Origin of the sequence: Marivita sp. S0852 (assembly GCF_046591575.1) — a bacterium.
Lineage (GTDB): Bacteria > Pseudomonadota > Alphaproteobacteria > Rhodobacterales > Rhodobacteraceae > Marivita.
The window spans coordinates 495,453-513,892 of record NZ_JBIQWA010000003.1 but is presented as its reverse complement, the minus strand read 5'-3'; the positions used below and the strand labels follow the sequence as shown (position 1 = coordinate 513,892).

At 61.2% G+C, this 18,440-nt stretch carries 13 protein-coding genes; 9 read left to right on the top strand and 4 right to left on the bottom strand.

Translation table 11 applies throughout. From position 1 onward, the window contains the following. Positions 1-5 precede the first annotated feature (5 nt). The 8 genes from ACG74X_RS08940 (at position 6) to ACG74X_RS08905 (ending at position 8,296) form a co-directional block, all read left to right on the top strand. The gene (locus ACG74X_RS08940) at positions 6-965 is read left to right on the top strand and encodes an ABC transporter permease (protein WP_411234131.1); all 960 of its coding nucleotides are present in this window, start codon (positions 6-8) and stop codon (positions 963-965) included. Continuing rightward, positions 962-2,827, top strand: a complete 1,866-nt coding sequence (locus ACG74X_RS08935) for a dipeptide/oligopeptide/nickel ABC transporter permease/ATP-binding protein (RefSeq protein WP_411234130.1) — start codon at positions 962-964, stop codon at positions 2,825-2,827. The genes ACG74X_RS08940 and ACG74X_RS08935 overlap by 4 nt, the downstream gene beginning before the upstream one ends. Beyond that, positions 2,827-3,834: an ABC transporter ATP-binding protein gene (locus ACG74X_RS08930; protein ID WP_411234128.1), complete on the top strand. Its 1,008-nt coding sequence runs from the start codon at positions 2,827-2,829 to the stop codon at positions 3,832-3,834. Before ACG74X_RS08935 ends, ACG74X_RS08930 begins: the two co-directional genes overlap by 1 nt. 99 nt (positions 3,835-3,933) lie before the next feature. Continuing rightward, positions 3,934-4,743, top strand: a complete 810-nt coding sequence (locus ACG74X_RS08925) for a creatininase family protein (RefSeq protein ID WP_411234127.1) — start codon at positions 3,934-3,936, stop codon at positions 4,741-4,743. Positions 4,744-4,768: 25 nt separating this feature from the next. Further along, positions 4,769-5,767: a TRAP transporter substrate-binding protein gene (locus ACG74X_RS08920; RefSeq protein WP_411234126.1), complete on the top strand. Its 999-nt coding sequence runs from the start codon at positions 4,769-4,771 to the stop codon at positions 5,765-5,767. Then, positions 5,764-6,327, top strand: coding sequence for a TRAP transporter small permease (locus ACG74X_RS08915; protein WP_411234124.1), 564 nt, complete (start codon positions 5,764-5,766; stop codon positions 6,325-6,327). Before ACG74X_RS08920 ends, ACG74X_RS08915 begins: the two co-directional genes overlap by 4 nt. Before the next feature lie 3 nt (positions 6,328-6,330). Beyond that, positions 6,331-7,614, top strand: a complete 1,284-nt coding sequence (locus tag ACG74X_RS08910) for a TRAP transporter large permease (protein ID WP_411234122.1) — start codon at positions 6,331-6,333, stop codon at positions 7,612-7,614. 7 nt (positions 7,615-7,621) lie between these two features. After that, complete coding sequence (locus tag ACG74X_RS08905) at positions 7,622-8,296, top strand: RraA family protein (RefSeq protein ID WP_411234120.1); 675 nt, start codon at positions 7,622-7,624, stop codon at positions 8,294-8,296. Here ACG74X_RS08905 and ACG74X_RS08900 read toward each other — a convergent pair. Then, positions 8,293-9,207 carry a LysR family transcriptional regulator gene (locus ACG74X_RS08900; protein WP_411234118.1) on the bottom strand — a complete coding sequence of 305 codons (915 nt, stop codon included), beginning with the start codon at positions 9,205-9,207 and terminating at the stop codon, positions 8,293-8,295. The genes ACG74X_RS08905 and ACG74X_RS08900 overlap by 4 nt on opposite strands. Before the next feature lie 38 nt (positions 9,208-9,245). On the opposite strand from ACG74X_RS08900, the gene ACG74X_RS08895 reads away from it, so the two are divergent. Beyond that, entirely contained in the window at positions 9,246-10,178 is a 933-nt protein-coding gene (locus ACG74X_RS08895; protein WP_411234117.1) for a 2-hydroxyacid dehydrogenase, read from the top strand. A 51-nt stretch (positions 10,179-10,229) separates the two neighbouring features. Here ACG74X_RS08895 and ACG74X_RS08890 read toward each other — a convergent pair whose 3' ends face one another. The 3 genes from ACG74X_RS08890 to ACG74X_RS08880 are packed head-to-tail and all read right to left on the bottom strand — an operon-like array spanning position 10,230 to position 18,352. Continuing rightward, the gene (locus ACG74X_RS08890; protein ID WP_411234115.1) at positions 10,230-13,481 is read right to left on the bottom strand and encodes a hypothetical protein; all 3,252 of its coding nucleotides are present in this window, start codon (positions 13,479-13,481) and stop codon (positions 10,230-10,232) included. Further along, positions 13,478-15,568 carry a trypsin-like serine peptidase gene (locus tag ACG74X_RS08885; RefSeq protein ID WP_411234113.1) on the bottom strand — a complete coding sequence of 697 codons (2,091 nt, stop codon included), beginning with the start codon at positions 15,566-15,568 and terminating at the stop codon, positions 13,478-13,480. The genes ACG74X_RS08890 and ACG74X_RS08885 overlap by 4 nt, the downstream gene beginning before the upstream one ends. A gap of 12 nt (positions 15,569-15,580) precedes the next feature. Then, the gene (locus ACG74X_RS08880) at positions 15,581-18,352 is read right to left on the bottom strand and encodes a S8 family serine peptidase (protein ID WP_411234112.1); all 2,772 of its coding nucleotides are present in this window, start codon (positions 18,350-18,352) and stop codon (positions 15,581-15,583) included. Positions 18,353-18,440 lie beyond the last annotated feature (88 nt).

Below are 18,440 nucleotides of genomic sequence, written 5' to 3'. Positions count from 1 at the left end.
CCGCAATGCTGAGATATATTGCCTATCGCAGCGTTGTTGCGCTGTTTCTGGTCTGGGTTGTGGTGACGGCCGTTTTCTTGCTGCTGCACCTCATCCCCGGCGATCCGGCTGAGCTTTTGCTAAGCCAGGGCTCTATCGCGGCTGATCCGGCGGCAGTAGAGGCGTTGCGGGAAAAGATGGGGCTGAACGCGCCGATCTGGCAACAATATCTCGACCATCTGGGCGGTGTCCTGACCGGTGATCTTGGCGCATCGTTTCGCGACGGTGCGCCGGTGATCGAACAGATCGCCAAACGGCTTCCGCGCACCCTTGAGGTGATCGTGCTGGCGTCGCTGATTGCCACGGGGATCGGCGTGCCACTGGGCACCTATGCCGCCATTCACGCCAATAGCCGGGCGGATGGCGTGATTTCCTTTTTCGCCTCTGCTGCCTTGTCCACGCCGGTTTTTGTGGTCGGATCGGTGGTGATCCTGATCTTTGCCCAACAGCTCAAGATCATGCCTGCGGGCGGCTATGTTCCCTTTTCCGAAGACCCGGTCGAGCATTTCAAACTGCTGTTGCTGCCTGCGGGCACTGTTGCTTTGGCCTTGCTGGCGGTGATCACCCGCATGAGCCGGGCGTCGGTGCTCGAAGTGCTTCAGCGCGATTATGTGCGCACCGCGCGCGCCAAGGGGCTGCCGCGCAAGCGGATATTGCGCCGCCATATCGTGCGAAACGCGCTGATCCCGGTTCTGACCATTTTGGGTCTTGAGATGGGCACGCTGATCGGCGGGACGGTTCTGGTTGAGTTCGTGTTCAACTGGCCGGGCCTGTCCGGCTATCTTGTCGCGGCGGTCGATGCGCGCGACTATCCCGAAGTCGTGGGCATCGTCATGACAATCTCGATCCTTTTTGTGTTCCTCAACCTCGTGGTGGATGTGCTGAACGCGGCGCTTGATCCGCGCATCTCATTGGTGAACCGATGACAACCGCGCAAAAGAGGCTGATCCTGCCTTTGGCGATTGCGTCGGCTATTGTTGCGCTGGTGTTGCTGGCACCGGTCTTGCCGCTTTATGACACGCGCGAGATGAACATCCCGAACCGCTTTGCCGGGCCGTCCGCCGCGCATTGGCTGGGTCAGGACGAATTTGGACGCGACGTGCTGTCACGGTTGATTTGGGGCGGGCGCGCCTCGTTGTTTATCGCCGTTGGAGCGGCGCTGGCGGCGGCAATGATCGGGACAACGCTGGGCCTGCTGGGCGGGTTCTTTCGCGGCTTTGTCGAGATCGTGACCGTGCGCTTTTCCGAGGCGATCCTGTGCCTGCCGCCACTGCTTCTGGCGCTGCTGGTGGTCACAATTCTGGGTGCCGGGACGTGGCCGCTGATCCTTGCGCTGACACTTCTATACACACCGAACTATGCACGTGTGGTCTATGCCGCGACCTTGCAGGTGCGGTCGCTTGATTACGTCACCGCCCAAACGGCACTGGGCGCGCATCCGGCACAGGTTCTGGTGCGCACCGTGTTGCCGAACATCCTGCCGCCCTTGCTGGTGCAAATGTCTTTGGTGGTCGCCTCGGCGATGGTGATCGAAAGCGGGCTAAGCTTTCTGGGCCTTGGCGTCGTACCCCCGACGCCGTCCTGGGGCTTGATGATCCGGGCCGCGCGCGGCGCGATGGAGCAGCAATGGCTGCTGCTGGTCTGGCCCTCACTGGCGCTGGCGGGCACGATCCTGACGTTCAACCTGTTGTGCGACCGGCTGCAATCGGCGCTTGATCCGCGCGGTGTGACGGGGGGCGGCGCGCTGTGGCTGCGCCGAGCGAAACGTCCTCAGGTCGTGTCCGAAGTTGTGCCCGACACACAGGACAGCGCGTTGCTGCGCGTCGAGGACCTGTCCATCGCGCTTGACGGGGAATACCGCAAGACCGAACTGGTCCGCGCGGTGTCGTTCACCGTGATGCCGGGCGAAACCCGCGCCATTGTTGGCGAAAGCGGGTCGGGCAAAACGCTGACAGGGCTGGCGCTGACCGGGTTGTTGTCGGATGTTTTGAGTGTCAGTGGAGGGCGCGCGCTGTTCACCTGCCGCGATGGCGCGCATGTGGATCTGGCGGCGCTGGGCGAGGACGCGTTCCGCAGCCTGCGCGGGCGCGAGGTGTCGATGGTCTTTCAGGACGCCGCCGCTGCGCTGAACCCGGTGCTGCGCATCGGCGAACAGGTGGGCGAGGCGATCCGCGCGCATACCCAGATCGACGATGAGGCATTAAAGAAACGCGTGGTCGCTTTGCTGCGGCAGGTCGGGTTGCCCGATCCGGAACGCCGGGTGCGATCCTATCCGCATGAATTGTCTGGGGGTCAGCGGCAACGCGCGATGATTGCCGTGGCCGTGGCGAACGACCCGCGCCTGCTGATCGCGGACGAGCCGACAACGGCGCTTGATCCGACGATACAGGCACAGATCCTGAAGCTGTTTCAAAATTTGAAGGACGAAACCGACGGGATGGGGCTGATATTTGTCACCCATGATCTGGCTGTGGTTGCCGAAATCGCCGATCAGGTGACGGTGATGTATGCTGGCGAAGTTGTGGAGGAGGGGCCGGTGGATCAGGTGTTTGACCGCCCGCGCCACCCGTACACGGCGGCCTTGATCGCGTCGGTCCCGGAAGGCGGGGCAGAGCGGCTGGAGGCCATTCCCGGCACAGTGCCGACGCCCAACGCCATGCCACCAGGCTGCCGTTTCGCGCCGCGATGCTCTTACGCCACTGACGCCTGTGCCGCGGTGATCCCGAACATGGAGCGACCTTCGGCAGACAGATCCACCCGCTGTATCCGCTGGAAAGAGGTGACGTGATGGCTGACCCCTTGGCAGAGCGCATATTGGTTCAGGCGCGCGGTTTGGGGCGCAATTTTCCCATGCGAAAAGGGCTTTTGGGCCGTCCCCGTGATGTCTGGGCAGTGCGCGATGTTGATCTGAGCATATCGAAGGGCGAAACTGTCGGTGTGGTTGGGGAATCCGGATGCGGGAAATCGACCCTGGGCCGCATCATGATGGGGCTGGACGCGCCGACGACCGGCACTGTTGCATTTGACGGGCGTGAGCTGTCAACGGTGCAGGGGGCCGACCGGCGGCGGCTGGCGCGGCGGATGCAGATGGTGTTCCAGGACCCGTTCGGATCGCTGGACCCGCGCCGCAGCGTCGGCGCGCAACTGGCCGATGGGTTGCGCATCCATAACATCGTGCCACGCACCGAGATCGCGGCCGAGGTCGTCAGGCTGACCGAACAGGTGGGCCTGTCGCGTGATGCGATCCACCGCCGTCCGCACGAGTTTTCCGGTGGTCAGCGGCAGCGGATCGCGGTCGCGCGGGCCTTGGCCACCCGGCCGGATTTCATCGTCGCCGACGAGCCGGTTTCGGCGTTGGACGTGTCCATTCAGGCGCAGGTGGTCAATCTGCTGATGGATCTGCGCAGCGATCTGGATCTGGCGATGCTGTTTATCAGCCATGACCTGCATGTGGTGCGCCATCTGTGTAACCGGATCGTGGTCATGTATCTGGGCCGCATCGTTGAGGAAGGCCCCGCTGCACTGGTGTTTGGAACCCCGGCGCATCCCTATACCCGCGCGCTGCTGGAATCGACGCCGTCGCTTAAACCGCGCGAGACATCGCTGGAGGATCGCGTTCTGCCGGGCGAATTGCCCAGCCCGATGAACCCGCCATCGGGGTGCCCGTTCCGCACCCGATGTCCCATCGCCGAGGCCGCTTGCGCGCAGGATGTGCCGCCGCTGGCCTCGCAAGGGCCCAATTGGCGTGTCGCCTGTATCAAGGCGGGTCCGGTGAAAGTGCCGGTGCCAGCATAAAAATTTCTATCGCCTGACAAGGCTTTTCGATTGGACGTCGGGCATCTGCAATCGTTTGATTGACGGCAACTGATGCAACACAATCGCAGGAGTGCGCCAATGATCGACAAGATCCGCATGGCTGAACTGACATCCGAAGAAGCCCGCCAGAACCTGACCGAAGACGCCGTTGTTCTGCTGCCCATGGGCTCGCTTGAGGATCAGGGTATCCATGCCCCCATGGGCGATTATATGGCGGCTGATCTGGTTGCGATCGAGATCGCCAAGGCGGCCCGGGCCGACGGTGTCGCCACATTCGTGGCCCCGGTTATTCCGTTTGGCGGGCGCGACTACTTTGATTCCAGTCATGGCGGCATTTCCATCAGTCATGCGACGCTTGCGGCCATTATTGACGATATGTTTGCCTGCCTGTCGCGGCACAAGATCCGTAAGATCATGATCGTCAACGGCCATGGCGGCAATGTTCCGGTGATCACAGAGGTTGCGCTGCGCTGGCGGCACAAGGCGGGGCTGTTCGTGCCGTCAATGTATCTGTGGCAGGTCGCATATGGTCTTTTGCCTGACATGATCGGCAAGGAAAAAGCGGCAAAAGTGTCTGGGCATGGGGGCGATCCGCTGACATCTGTGGGCCTGCACTTTTATCCGAACCTGCTGCGCGAGGATCTGATCCGTCCGTCCCCCACCGGGGCCAAAGTCAAGGGGCTGGATGTCTCTGGGTTTTCAACCCTGCGCTATGACGGGGTCAACATTCAGGCCCCGATCGAGGCGTTGGAGGCCACCGAAACCGGGGCCTACAATTGTGATCCGACGCTCAGCAGTGCCGAAACCGGTGAAAAGCTGGTCACGCGGCTTGCGAAAATTGGTGCGGGCCTCGTGCGCGACCACGTTGCGCGCGGCTTGCACGACTAATCACATCTTACTGGGGAGAAACAGCATGAAAACAATCACAAAACTTGGTCTGGCCGTCGCCATGACCCTGAGCTTTGCCACTGCATCACAGGCCGAGACCACCTGGCGCATGGCAACAAAAATGCCGGTGGACAGCCCCGAGGGCAAAGTGTTCAGCCGGTTCTCGGACCTGACCGCCGAATACACCAATGGCGCGTTGAAGGTTGATGTCTTTCCCAACGAACAGCTTGGCAAGGAAGACGCGGTGTTAGAGCAGTTGCAGGCCAACATCGTCCAGATCTATGCCGAAGGCTTCGGCTACATGAAAAAGTGGGAGCCCGCGCTTGCCTGGACCTCTGCCGCGTTTGCCTTCGACGATTATGACCATTGGCAACGCTTCATGACCTCTGACACGGTGTCGGGGTGGTTTGACAGCGCGGCCGCGCAGTCTGGCGTGCGGCCCTTGGGCGACCCGACGCAGATCCTGCGCGGTCCGTTTCGGGTGATGGTGTCGAACAAACCGGTAAATTCGGCGGCTGATATCGAAAACATTAAACTGCGCATGCACGAGAACAAGGTCGCCATTGAGACCTGGGACAATCTGGGTGCAGAGGTGATCACGTTGCCCTGGACGGAAGTGTATCAGGGCATTTCAAAAGGGATCGTGGAAGCTGTCAATTCGCCAATCGCGCTGGTTGAATCCATGCGGTTTAACGAAGTCGCGCCCTATATCGCGCGCCATGATGAATATTGGCAGTCGATTGGCTTTATGGTCAATCAACAGGCGCTGGACGCGCTGGACGACGACACACGCGCCGGGTTGATGAAGGCCTATAACGAGGCAGGCGCATATTCCCAGGATCTGATGTTCAGTGTCGCCGAAGAAGGCATCGAGCGGATGAAGGCGGCGGGCACGACCTATACCGTCATCGACACCGCGCCGCTGGTCGAAAAAATGCGGGTTTACTACGAAGAGATGGCCGAGAAGGGGGAACTTCCCGAAGGGTTCGTTGACGCCATCGAAGCATCACGAGCCTCCAATTGATCCCGAGCGAATATACTCCCGAGGGTCCGCTTCAGCGGGCCCTCAACCTTGCGGACCGGTTCAACTGGTCGTTGGGTGGCGCGTTTTTATGGCTGTCCAACATCTGTCTTCTGGTGATGCTCGGGCTGACCACCGCCACAATTCTTCTGCGCCCGTTTGACATTTCATTTTACTGGATGTGGCCCTGGACGATGGTGTTTTTCATCTGGCTGTCGTTCTTCGGCTTCTTTGCACTTTACGCCCGGCTCAAGGATGTGCGGGTTGATTTTCTGGCCAATATGCTGGGACCAAGAGCGTTCGCCTTGACCCGGATACTGACCGATGTTGCGACCTTGCTGGTCACGGGCATCCTGATTTCGCAGATTCCCACCGTCATCGCGACATCTCGCGGCGTTTATGATGGTGCCATCCTGCCAGGCGGGTTTGAGCTGCCGCGTCTTGCGCTGTCTGTTCCCCTGATGATTTCGACGGTTCTGGTGGCGTTCAGCGCGGTGCTGGATCTTGCCAAGATGGCCGCAGGCATGCCCGAAAACATCAATACCTATCATCCGGAGCAATAGGGTATGGCTTGGATTTTGTTCGGCACGTTCATTGTGCTTATCCTGATGCGTGTGCCGATCTCTATTGCCATCGGCACCGCCGTTGTGCTGACCTTTCTGACCTCGGATTTTTCAAACGCGTTGCAGATCATCCCGCAGCAAATGCTGGAGGGCGTGAACAAGGCGTCGCTGACCGCCGTTCCGTTCTTCATCATGGCAGGCAACCTGATGAACGCGACAGGGGTGACCGAGCGCATCTTCACATTCGCCAACGCGCTGGTGGGGCATATGAAGGCCGGGTTGGCGCAGGTGAACGTTCTGTCGTCGATGATTTTCGCTGGGATTTCCGGGGCTGCCGTGGCCGATTGCGCGGGGCTTGGAGCGATTGAAATCAAGGCGATGCGCGAAGCCGGGTACAAACCGGCCTTTGCCGCTGCGATCACCGTGGCGTCATCGGTGATCGGGCCGCTGATCCCGCCGTCCATCGGGCTGGTGATCTATGCGTTCCTTGCCCAGCAATCCATCGAACGGATGTTTCTGGCGGGGCTTGTTCCAGGCTTGCTGGTTGGGATGTCGCTGATGATCTATGTGCGCCTTCGGGCCGGGTTCGAGAACTTTCCGACCCAACCTCGCGCCACGGTCAAGCAAGTGGCCGGAAGCGCGCGGCATGGCTTTGCGGCGTTGATGGCACCTGCGATCATTCTTGGCTCGATCATGTTCGGTTTCGTCACCGCGACCGAGGCGGGCGTGCTGGCCTGTCTCTACTGCATCCTGCTGGGCGTCTGGTACAAAGAGCTGACTTGGAAGGGCTTTTTTGGCGCGCTGAGCGATACGGCCATGATGACATCGGTGATCATGATCATCATCGCGTTTTCCATTGCGATGGGCTGGCTTCTGGCCATCGACCAGACACCGCAAAAGCTGGCGGAATGGACCTTTTCGCTGACCGAGAGCCGGAACGTGTTTCTGGGGCTGCTCTTGGTGTTCATCATCCTTGTGGGTTGCGTGGTCGAGGGGGTTCCGGCCAAGCTGATCCTTGTGCCAACGCTTTTGCCGCTGATCGACGCCTACGGGATCGACCGGGTACATTTTGGCATCATCATCCAGCTGGGCCTGCTGATCGGTATCGCCACCCCGCCGATGGGGATCGGTCTTTATATCGTTGCCGAAGTGGGCCGCGTGCCGTTTGAAAAAGTGACGATGGCGGTTCTGCCGATGCTGGTGCCGCTGATCGTGGTGCTGCTCATGCTCACTTACATTCCGCAGATATCAACGTTTCTTCCCGACCTTGTTCTTGGAAAACAATAGGACCGACATGACCAACCTGACCTACAAAATGAACCCGATGCCCGAGAAGATCGCGCAGGACAAGCTGGACCGTCTGGCAAAACTCGAAACCGCAACGATTGGGCATTTCTATCATTTCGGCTTTGTCGCGCCGGCAATTCAGCCGGTGATCACCGGCAAGGTGGTGACGGGCACGGTGGCGACGCTGGCCATTCCTGGGCTGGATTCCACCCTGCTGCATCATTGCCTGTCACTGGTCGGACCCGGCTATTTTGTGGCGGTGGATCGGCTGGGCGATACCAAATACGCCTGTTGGGGCGGTGGCGTGACGCGGATGGCGGCGATGATGGGGCTTGAGGGCGCGTGTGTCGATGGGCCTCATACCGACACTGCCGAAGTCGAAGAGCAAGGGTTTGCCATGTGGTCGCGCGGCCCGTCGCCGGTGACAACGCGGCTTTACAACACGGGCGGCGGGTTCAACGTACCGGTGTGTATCGGCGGGGCGGCGGTGCTGCCGGGCTATGCGGTGCTGGCTGACGATTCCGGTGTTTTGTTCATCGCGCCCGACGATTTGGACGCGGTTCTGGCTGAGGGCGAAATCAAGACCGAACGCGGCCGGATATCGGAGGCCAAGGTCAGCGACGGCACCCATCTTGGCACCTTGTCGGGGGCCACGAAAATGGTTCAGGACAAGCTGGGCTAGGGCAGGGGGGCAAAGGAGCTGTAGCGATGATGGGCCGAGCACCACTCCCGCGCAACCTCGCGGGCCATGTCAAGCACTGTGCCGATCTCTTTGCGGCGGGTGCGATTGGCGTAGCTGCACGCGACATTCAGCGGGCTGATCGGTTCGGTGACCGGGATTTCCACAAGGCTTCCGTCGGCAATTTCATCTTCCAGTGCGCTGAGCGCCAAGGCCGACGCGCCATAGCCTTTGCGCACCATTTCGCAGATGGTGGCAAGAGAATTGCCATAGTGACGCGGTGCGGCGCGCGACGACATTTCGTCGACATAATCAGCCACCGGATTAAAAAGCGGCGATGTTTTCGGATACAGCACCAGCGGCAGATCGCGCAGGGTTCCAGGCGTCATCGGCAGGGTTTGCGCCTCGATCAGCTTGGGCCGCGCCACCCATCCCACATTATAGGTGACCGAGAAATCCGCGTCCGGCACCTTGTCGCCGCTGGCCGTGAACGCGATGTCCAGGGTGCCTGCCTCGATAAATCGGCTCAACTGCAAATCCGATCCCGAAAAGATGTCGAGCATCATATCCGGATGCTCGGAACGCAGGCGATCCAGCAAGGCCGGGCCCCAGGTGATCGTTGCCATTCCGGCAAGACCCACAGAAATCCGTCGCTTCTTTTTGTCTTGCAGACGGCTGTTCATGGCATCCTGAAGGTTCAGAAAGCTCAGCGCGAATTCCGCCACTTCGACGCCTTGATCGGTCAGCTGGAATTCAGGTGCGTCGCGATCTATCAGGGTTTTGCCCAGGTCGCGCTCAAGCCCCTGAATCCGCGCCGAAACCGCAGGTTGGGTCAGGCTCAGCCGCTCGGCCGTCTTGCGATAGTTCTTGATCTGGCAAAGCCAGTAAAACGCTTCAAGCTGCTTGAAATTCATCGCCAAACCATCATTACACCCGGATCAAAGGATCACTTATGACCGTCGCTGTCTACTTGCCCTCAGAAGAAAAGACCCACTGGTGGGTGGAAATGCTGCAAGGGTTGCTGCCCGGATGGGATATCGCGTCGATTGAAGACATAAAAGACCGCGCGGCGGTGAAACACGCCGTTGTCTGGCGACCGCGCCCCGGCGATCTTGCCACATTTCCCCATCTTGAGGTGATCGTTTCCATCGGGGCGGGGATCGACCACGTTCTGGCGGACCCTGAATTGCCCGCAGATGTACCGATCATTCGCACCGTGGGCGACGATCTGACCCAGCGCATGCGCGAATATGTGGCGCTGCATGTGCTGCGCCATCACCGCGATATGCCGCGTCAGTTGCAGGCGCAGGCGGAAAAGGACTGGCATGCCATCGTTGTCCCTGTTGCCCCGAACCGCACGGTTGGCGTGATGGGGTTGGGCAATCTGGGCGCGGCAGCGGCTGAAACCCTGTCAGGGCTAGGCTTTGCCACCCGTGGCTGGTCGAAATCGGAAAAAACCATCCAAGGCGTCGAAACCTATGCGGGGGCGGGGACATTGGACGCGTTTCTGTCCGGGTGCGAAATTTTGGTAAACCTGTTGCCGCTGACCGATGCAACCACCGGCATCCTGAAAGCCGATCTGTTTGGCAAGCTGGCACCAGGGGCCTGTGTCATCAACTGTGCGCGTGGCGGGCATCTGGTGGATGACGATCTTCTGGCGGCGCTGAAATCGGGCCATATCAAGCAGGCCACGCTGGATGTGTTTCATATCGAACCCTTGCCAACCGATCATCCGTTCTGGGATCACCCGGCCATCACCGTCACCCCGCATGTCGCGTCGCAAATTGATGCGGCCACGGGAGGACGGCTCATCGCGGCCAATCTCAAGTCATTTGCCGAAACGGGCACCTGCCCGGATATGGCTGATGCGGCCCGTGGGTATTGATCTACCGGACCCTAGGGTGGCGGCTGGCGTGGGTCTCAAACTTTCGGGTTGTCAGGGCACCGCAGGCCCATGCAGTGCAAAGAACCAGTGACCGATCCGTGCATGCATCATGGCCAGGTGCCGGGCTCGGGAATCCATGGGTGCGAGCAGGTCCAGAAGTGCGCCAAATGCGCCGCATTGATCGCTTGTCTCGACAATTGTTGCGGCTTGTACGTCATGATAGGCGCTGGTTTTTTCAAACGACAGATCCCGTGGCCAGTGCGCACAGGTGGCCGCGAGATGTTCGGCGCAGCTGATTGCGGTCTCAGCACCCAGATCCGTCAACACGCGCCGGGTCGGGCCGTATAATTCCGGTGACAGACCCCGCAGCATCCGGGTGAACATCTTGCGACCTGGGTCAGACAGTCCAGTGACATCGCGCACGCTGACGTGGAACGGCTCGCTGTGTCTGTAAAGCCTTTGGATCAAAGCAAGATCAGCCGGAGATTTTGTTGTATAAAGCGGCTCAACGAGGGTCGGCAGATTGCCGGGAAGCTCCGGCGTTTGCGATGTCAGATCAGACGGCGTTTGAGGGCACACAGCCAACGCCAGCGCGCGCGCCGCAAGCCGGATATCCTGCGGCTGCCTGGTTTTGGGGCGTGTCAGCCCTGCCATCACGTCTGCGCCATGATACCGCAAGGTCCGCAGGGGGGCCTGATCGGCGGATATCCAGCCGGCGGCATCGGGCAAGAGTGTCCGCAACGCATCACCGGTTTGGGCAGGATGGTCAGCGGGTAAAGCGCCGCGCGTCTGGATCGCCCGCAAGGCCATCACGAGGCTATGGTATGGGCCTTGTTCGGGGGTGGTTTCTGGCAATGGGTGGGCCATTGGTGCGCCGTCGGAACACACACTTGCCGCCAGCACACAGTACCACTCTGCAGACAGGAACAGGTCATCGCCAGCCGGTAATCCGGGACTGCTGCCGCACATAGCGTCCAGATAGGCAGGTGTCAGATTGGCGACCGCAGCAAAATCGGCCGCTAGAAAAAACGAGGCAATGTCACGGGATATCGCGTGGGGCGAGACGTGGCGTAAGGGATGAGGCGGGGAATTGATATCAGGAACGGAGCTGTCGGGTGCAATACCGGTCTTTGGATCGGGTTTGAATGTCGCGCCTGCGTGCGCGAATCCCTCTTGACGGATCTTGATCTGGAAAGCCCTGTCAGCCGCTGCGTCGCGTGTGTCCTCGGGCAGCGCGTCCCAGTCCGTATCTTGCAGCGTTTCGCCCCGCACCGCCTTGGCGCGCGCAGCCCAGGATGGCGGCAGCGTGTCCAGGTCCGATCCCAAAACGAGACACAGATGATTTGCGAATGTGCGGTCGAACCAGGGCGTTATGGTGTTTCCAAGGGCGCGGTAATAGGTGGACTCGACGTTGCGTTCGATGGCGGACATCGCGCGCCACCATCGGTGGGCCGGGTCGGCAACTGCTGGGCCGTTGGCAAAAAACTCGGCAGCGACGTTGCAAAGCACGCGTGCGTTTTCCGCCTGAGACATGTCGCGCGCGGCCTTGTCTGCATCGTCATGTTCGGTCCGGTCAGCCAAAAGGCCCGGCAGCATCAGGCGTCTCAAACGCGGCCGGTGGCGGAGTGGGAACAGATCCCCGGCGGGCTCGGTCAGCCAGTATTCCTTGCCAAGCCGGTCCCTCAATTGGCGGGATGTGTCGGGGCTGATGTCGGTCCGGAAACACGCTTTGGCAAGGACAAGCCGGATCATGTCTGCATTCAGGTGCCGCAGGATAAGCCCGGGATAGGCCATTGCACGCAGCTCGGGGTCGTCGATCCGCTGCAGAATTCGGTCATAGAGTTCGGTTTGTGCGGACTCGGCGTTGAAGCCGTTTTCACAGGAGATTTCTTTTATCAGGGCCTTGGCATCGGCTTTATGGGTGGCTGCGTATTGGCCAAGAACGATCAGTGCTGACGGGTGGCCGCCCAATGCTGCGCTTGCTGTTTCCCGTTGCGCGACTGTGCGAAAAACCCCGGCTGTGTCATGCTTTTTCAAAAGCCGCCCGCCCGAGGTTCTGCCAAGTCCACCGATCTGGATGCGCCTATCTTTCTGGCCGAATAGCTGCGTCAGGTCCGGTTCCGGCAGGGGCGGCGCGCGGTCGCTGACCACCGTCCGCAGCCCCGACAGCCCATAGGTGCGCAACGCGGCCTCCAGATCCAAAAGCCGTCGCACCGCAAATGCCCCCTGCTGGTCAATTGCTTCAAAGCTGTCCATGATCAGCGCGATCGACAGCTGGCCAAGCGGCAGGGCCGCCGAATCCCCAAGACGCGGGAACACCGCAGACTGGAGATAGCCAAGCTGCGAGCCGAAGTCGCGCGGCGTTCCGGTTGCCAGCAGGTTCGGAATGTCGGCGCGAAGGCGGCGCAGGTGATCACGCACAGAGGGCAGTTGCGCCTGCGGGATGACATCGCTTTGAACCAAACCCGTGTCCAGTTGGCGCAAGACTTCCTGCAGCATCTGGATCGGTTCAGCTGTCACAAGCTGGTGACGGTCGAAATCCAGTATCACGATCACATCTGGCCCGCCCCGACGGGTGGTCCAGCCATGAAGCAGGCTTGCCAGAAGTGCGGATTTGCCCGCCCCGTCGACAGACGTCATGAGGATCGGGCGCGGGTCGTCGTCCAGTCCACGAAGATGTGCCGACAGCTTGCGTTTGACATGGTCGCGTCCAAGAAGCGGGATTGGTCGCGACGCGGTGTCGGTTCTGATGCTGGGCAGGACAATCTGGATGTCGCGTTGGCGCTGCAAGGCTTTGATTTTGATGGCGGCGGCATCAATGTGTGTTTCGATCCAGGGGGTGTCGGCGGCTGGACTGTCGCGGGCGCATTGCAGTGCGGTGTAGACTGCACCCCAATGGTTTATCTGTCGTTGCAGAAAAACGTCGCTGCTTTCCTCATCGCTGCGTTTGGGGTCTTGAGGCAGTTGGCACCGCAGCGCGGCGCGGAGCAACGGGCCCAACTGATCGCCCGGCAGCGGGTCCGGTGCCGTGGCGAGTGCCGCTTGGATCATCTGCGCGCTGAGCAGGCCCTGCAACACGCGGCGGCGCGCGTCGGGGTGAAGCATCCAGCAGTATCGCGGCGGAGCGCCGTTCGGACCGGTCAGTATCCGTTCCATCGAACAGCGACCAAGCGCGCCCAGCACCGCATCGCGGGTTGGCGCATCGACCGCCGCAAGACCAAGACTGTCGCTGAGCGCCAATGGGTCGAACGGGCCGCACAGGCTGGCATTGCGCAAGGCCAGGTCAAGCAAGGCGCTGCTCATGTTCGATCATCCGTGGTCAGGTCGGCGCTGCCAAACACCGCTTTTAGCACATCCGGCATGTAGGTTTCGGTAAAGTTCGCCATTCGCGCCAGCGGCATGTCCTTGCCCGCATAGGCCGCAACGGTCTGGCTCAAAAGCGCGCGGGCGTCTGTGCCCATGGGCTTTTGCCGGGCACCGCGCTGATCCAGCCAAGTGTCAAACAGCGCGCTTGTGTTGTCGATATCCTCGGAGGATATCGAACTGTATATCACGTCATTTGGATCAAGGCCGCCAATGGTGATGTCCACCGGCAAGCCGATCAGAATGATGCGCAGGTTCTTGATGGTGTGAACCTGCGCATAAAGCGTTGCCAGGAATTCGCGTCCTGATGCGTCTGACAATGTGTGGCGGTCGAGGCTGTCAATCATCAGCCAGACCGTATTATTTCCCAACCGGTCCTGGATGGCGCTGCCAAGGTGATTGACCAGCCGCGCCACAAAGGCCGGTGTTGTGCTGTTCGGCGTGCGGGGCAGAGTGTCGATCAGATCCGGTGCAAACCCGCGCAGGACCGCTTTGGTCTGGGTCAGCGCGTCATGTTGAATGTCCTCGGCATTGACCACGATGTGATGGTGTTCCGGCGGGCGGAAGAGCGCCCTTACTACGTCAATGGTGAATGTCTTGCCAGGTTTCAGGACATGTTTGGCGCTCTCGGCCACATGAACGCGCATCACGGGTGTGTCGCCCTGATACAGCGCGGCAAGGTCGTGCAGCAGTGGTGCGCGGCCAAACACTGGCCGGACACCGTCAAGGCAGCCGCGGAACGGCATCGGATAGCGTGACGCCGAAAGCTGGGCGAACACCCCTTTGGTTTTCAGATCTGACGCGATGCTTTGCAGCACCACGGCACAGTTCACGACCTCGTCGGGCACCCGGTATCCCCCCAGATCCCCGCCGTCTTGGGTGATTGGCAGGTGCGACAGCCCCAGATGGTGCAAACCAACCGGCGTCCCGGTTGCGTCAAGAACCAGACCGCCTGACGATCCCTTGACCGTTGAGGCAGAGTGGAACATGCGCGCGACCTTGCGACGCGCGTAATGGATCTCGCCTTCGGTCACCGTGTGCGATTGCCCTGACGGGTGGTGCAACACCCAGCAGCCGCGATTGTATCGCGGGTTGCCAACGTCATTGAGATCGTACCAGCCGCGCATATGGCCGGGCGTTGAGGACAGCTGGATCACGGCATAGTCGAGACTGTTTTCGACGCTCTCTCGCCATGCCTCGCGCCGGGATCGGTCGCGCCACCAATTGTCCTGCGCTCCGTCCGGCGAAAGCGGCCCCGGACGGCTGTCAGCGACGCACCAATCGCTTTCAGCAAAATGAACCGAGCTTTCGGCATCGGCAAGCCCGGTTGTGGGCGAATAGTCAAAGCGCAGTTCCAGCCTGTCTTCCGGATGCTTCAGGTGCTTGGGCAGGCCGTCGACCACGTGGTGATTTGTCAGCACCGTTGAGGGGCCGATCAGAAAGCCGGTGCCGGTCTTGTCCCGATCCCCGTTTTCCCTGAAGGTCTGGACCACGCAGAGCCTGCGGCGCGCAAGCAATAAGGCAGGGACAAGATGACCCGGATCGGTCCAGATGGCTTCGGGGGATGTCAGTTTATGAAATTCGGCTGCCTGCATTTCGGCGCGCAGTGTTGGCCCTGATGCGGTGCCCGCGTCTGGTCTGATGCCAAGCACGTTGGCGAAGTGGTCCATGATCTGCTTTCGCGCGACATGCGGTTGCAGCGTTGGATAGCTTTGGTCAAACAGACCGCCACCAACGCCGGCGCTGAGGCAGATGATGATCTCCTTGCGCTCTCCAAGGGCTGCCAGCGCCAGTGCCAGGGCCGCTCCGTTTTCGGCCGGGTTCGGCGGGGTGGTTCCTTTGGCCAGCAAGGCGTTGGCGGTTGACACCACAGCGTGCATCATGGAGCGGCACCCCGGAGCAATCGCGCGTTCTGTGACCCATGCGTCGTAAAACACGGCAAACTGATCGCGGGAAAAGTAAAGCCGGTCGCTACCCCTTTGGAGCTGTCGGACAAGGCCGCTTAAATCCTGAACCGGTCCCTCCATCCGCTTGCCGCCCTAAAGCAACGCGGCGTCGAAAACACCGTCGCCCACGGCCCGGACGGCTGCGATGTCATGCGCGAGGTTCATCGTCAGCGGCGCGCCTCCAAAATGCAGACCGCACGCTGTCATGCCGCCGTGCAGCGTGAGGATCAGGGACCCGGAACTGCCGGCCAAGGTGGTTGCGTCATGTGTGAACGCCCATTTCCTGGCATCGTTTGCGATCCCGCCGGGTCGTTCCATGATGGCTCCGGGGCTGATGTATTTGACGCCGAATTCATCCCCGTACAATTCGCCCACACGGTCCCAGAACCGCAAGGCATTGCCTGCATCCCGGGGGGCCTGGGAAAAGCCGGGCCGTGCCGGATAGCCGACGACCAAGAGGTTCTGGATGCTCGGGTCAGTGCTCGATACAGTGTCGGCCAAAAGGATCGGGTCGGGTAGGGGGGCGTGGCCTGTGTCGGGATCGACACTCAGGATCGCCATGTCGAGCTTGGCCAGATCGACGCGTCGGCCGATCCGCGCACCTCCGGCCGAGACGATGCCGGTGATCTCGAAGCGTCGGGTCTCGTCCTGGGCATCGGGGTCGAAGATGATTGAGGCGCGGCGGCGTAGACGGAAGTCATGACCTGCGCCGGGCAGCGATTCGGCGAACACATCGAGCACATGGCGGTTGGTCATGATGCGGTTGCCCGGCAGCACAAACCCCGTACCCCCATGCACCCAGCGCCCGGCAGAGTCGGTGACGTCGATCCGCCCCACGGCATCGACCTTGGGCCGCCATTTTGCCCGGTTCGGCATCAGATGTCCGGCCCAAACCCCAAGGTTTGCGTTGGTGGCCAGCTCTGCATCGTCATCCGTGATCCGGATCGCCGGTCGACCCGTGAGCCGGACAAGCGCTTCCAGGGCAAAGCGTTGCTCGCCTTCGGACGCTGCGTCAAGTGTGTCGGCTGCGATGATCTTGGCGAGAGCACGCTCCATCCGGTTCAGCGCCTCTTGTTGGAGCGCGCCATCGACACCCGGGGCTTTGGCGCGGCGGTCGTTCAGAACGGAGTCGACATTGGCAAGGATGTTACCCGGTCCCTCAGATGTGATGCGCTGCAACGCATCTTCGGCTGATATCGAGGCCGCTGCCTCCAGACCTTCGCCGCGCCCGGCACCAAGCCGCCGCAGCGCGTCGGATAACGGCACAGGCGGGGTTGCTGGCATGGCCAGCGCCGCCGGAGCAGACAATGGGGCGACCTCTGGCAGCCGCAGCAGCCGCGCCAGCCGTGGCGAAGGTTCTGCCGCGAAAGGGGTTTCGGGCACACCGCCCTGTTCGGGATCAGCCCGCATTTGCCGGTCGAAGACAACAAATTCAGCCTCTGCGCCATGCCGGATCATATCGGACACCGATCCGGCCATGCTGATCACCGGACCGGCCTCTGGGCGTAAGGCATCGCCACTTGTGATATCAGCAAGCGGCATTTCGAGAAGCGCCTGGGCGTCGACGATCCCTGCGCCCATTTTTTCCGGATCAAGCCCATTGCCTTGCTGCGCCGTCGCCCGAAGTGCTGCGCGAAACAATTCCTGTACGGGAAGGTTGCCGCGCTGGCGGGCTTCGGCGCGAATGGCATCGAAGCCAAATCGCTCAATCCACAAAGCCGCCACTCCGGCGGTCAGCGCCACCGCGTAGGATGTACCTTGCCCATCCTTGTCGACCCGGGACACCTCATCAGGTGTGGGAACGTGGCCTGCACCCACGGCTTCGCGGCGGGCAATGTGCACGTTTTCCCCGGGGGCCGAGATGTCGACCTCCGGACCCCGACAGGTGCCTTTCCACGGCCGTTTTCGCTCGTCCACGGCTGCCACAGCAATGACATTGCGGTCCCATGCGGGATAGGTGACCATCTTCACACAATTGCCCGCAGCGGCGAGAACGATCATGTCGTCTCGGACAGCCCGTGCCACGGCGCGGCGCAGTGCGCGCCCTGCGAACGGACCGCCAAGGCTCATGGATACAATCCGGCACTTTTGTGCCCGCGCGTGATCAATGGCCTTGGCCACCGCTGTCCCGCCGCCGATGACCACGCTGTTCACGCAGCGGATCGGGATCACGGTCGCACCGGGAGCGGACCCGGATATCTGTCCAGCCGGTCGGCTGATTGCCACGCTCGCCGTGCCGGTGCCATGTCCGGGGGATCTCATGGAGCGTGACAGCGGGTCGGTCGGGTCGGCCCGGTCCGCCAGGAAATCGTATCCGCGTGCCATGTCGATACCGGCGGTCAGTTCGTTGTGATCCGCAACGCCGGTATCAGGCTGACCAATCAGAACCCCCGCGCCCGAGACATTGAATGTCTGTGCCGCGACATCAGCCCTGACAAGGCGAACAGGCCACAGCGCTGCGTCCGGTGGGGTGGCATGCGACCGGCAGAGGGCCGACAGGATACTGCCCAAAGCCTCGGTTGTTGGATCACTGGTTTCGACATCGGCATAGGACGGGCCGATCTCTGGTTCGGCAGAGACAAGGCCAAGCGCGTCAACCAATTCATCTGCGGTTTCAAACAGGTAATCGGGAGATTGCTCGCGTTTGACGCCGGGGAATTGCAGGATCAGGAGTGTCGGTTCCTCATCCGAATAGGCGAAAAGGTCAAACCCGCTGCCGCCCAACAGCTGCGCGATCCGCTGTCGTTCCAGGGCCACATCCGGCAAACCGGGATAATCAAGGATAAACCGAAGGATATCGGGGGGCAGGGCGGTGGTTTCTGTGGCAGTGCCCACAGCTGCGGCGGCTTTCAGTAGCTCGAACATGATGCACACACTCCGTAGGACGTCGGGTGGGTTTGGCGCTGTCGGTCGCCATCGCCGCACTTTCCATCGAACGGGCCATCCCGTTCGG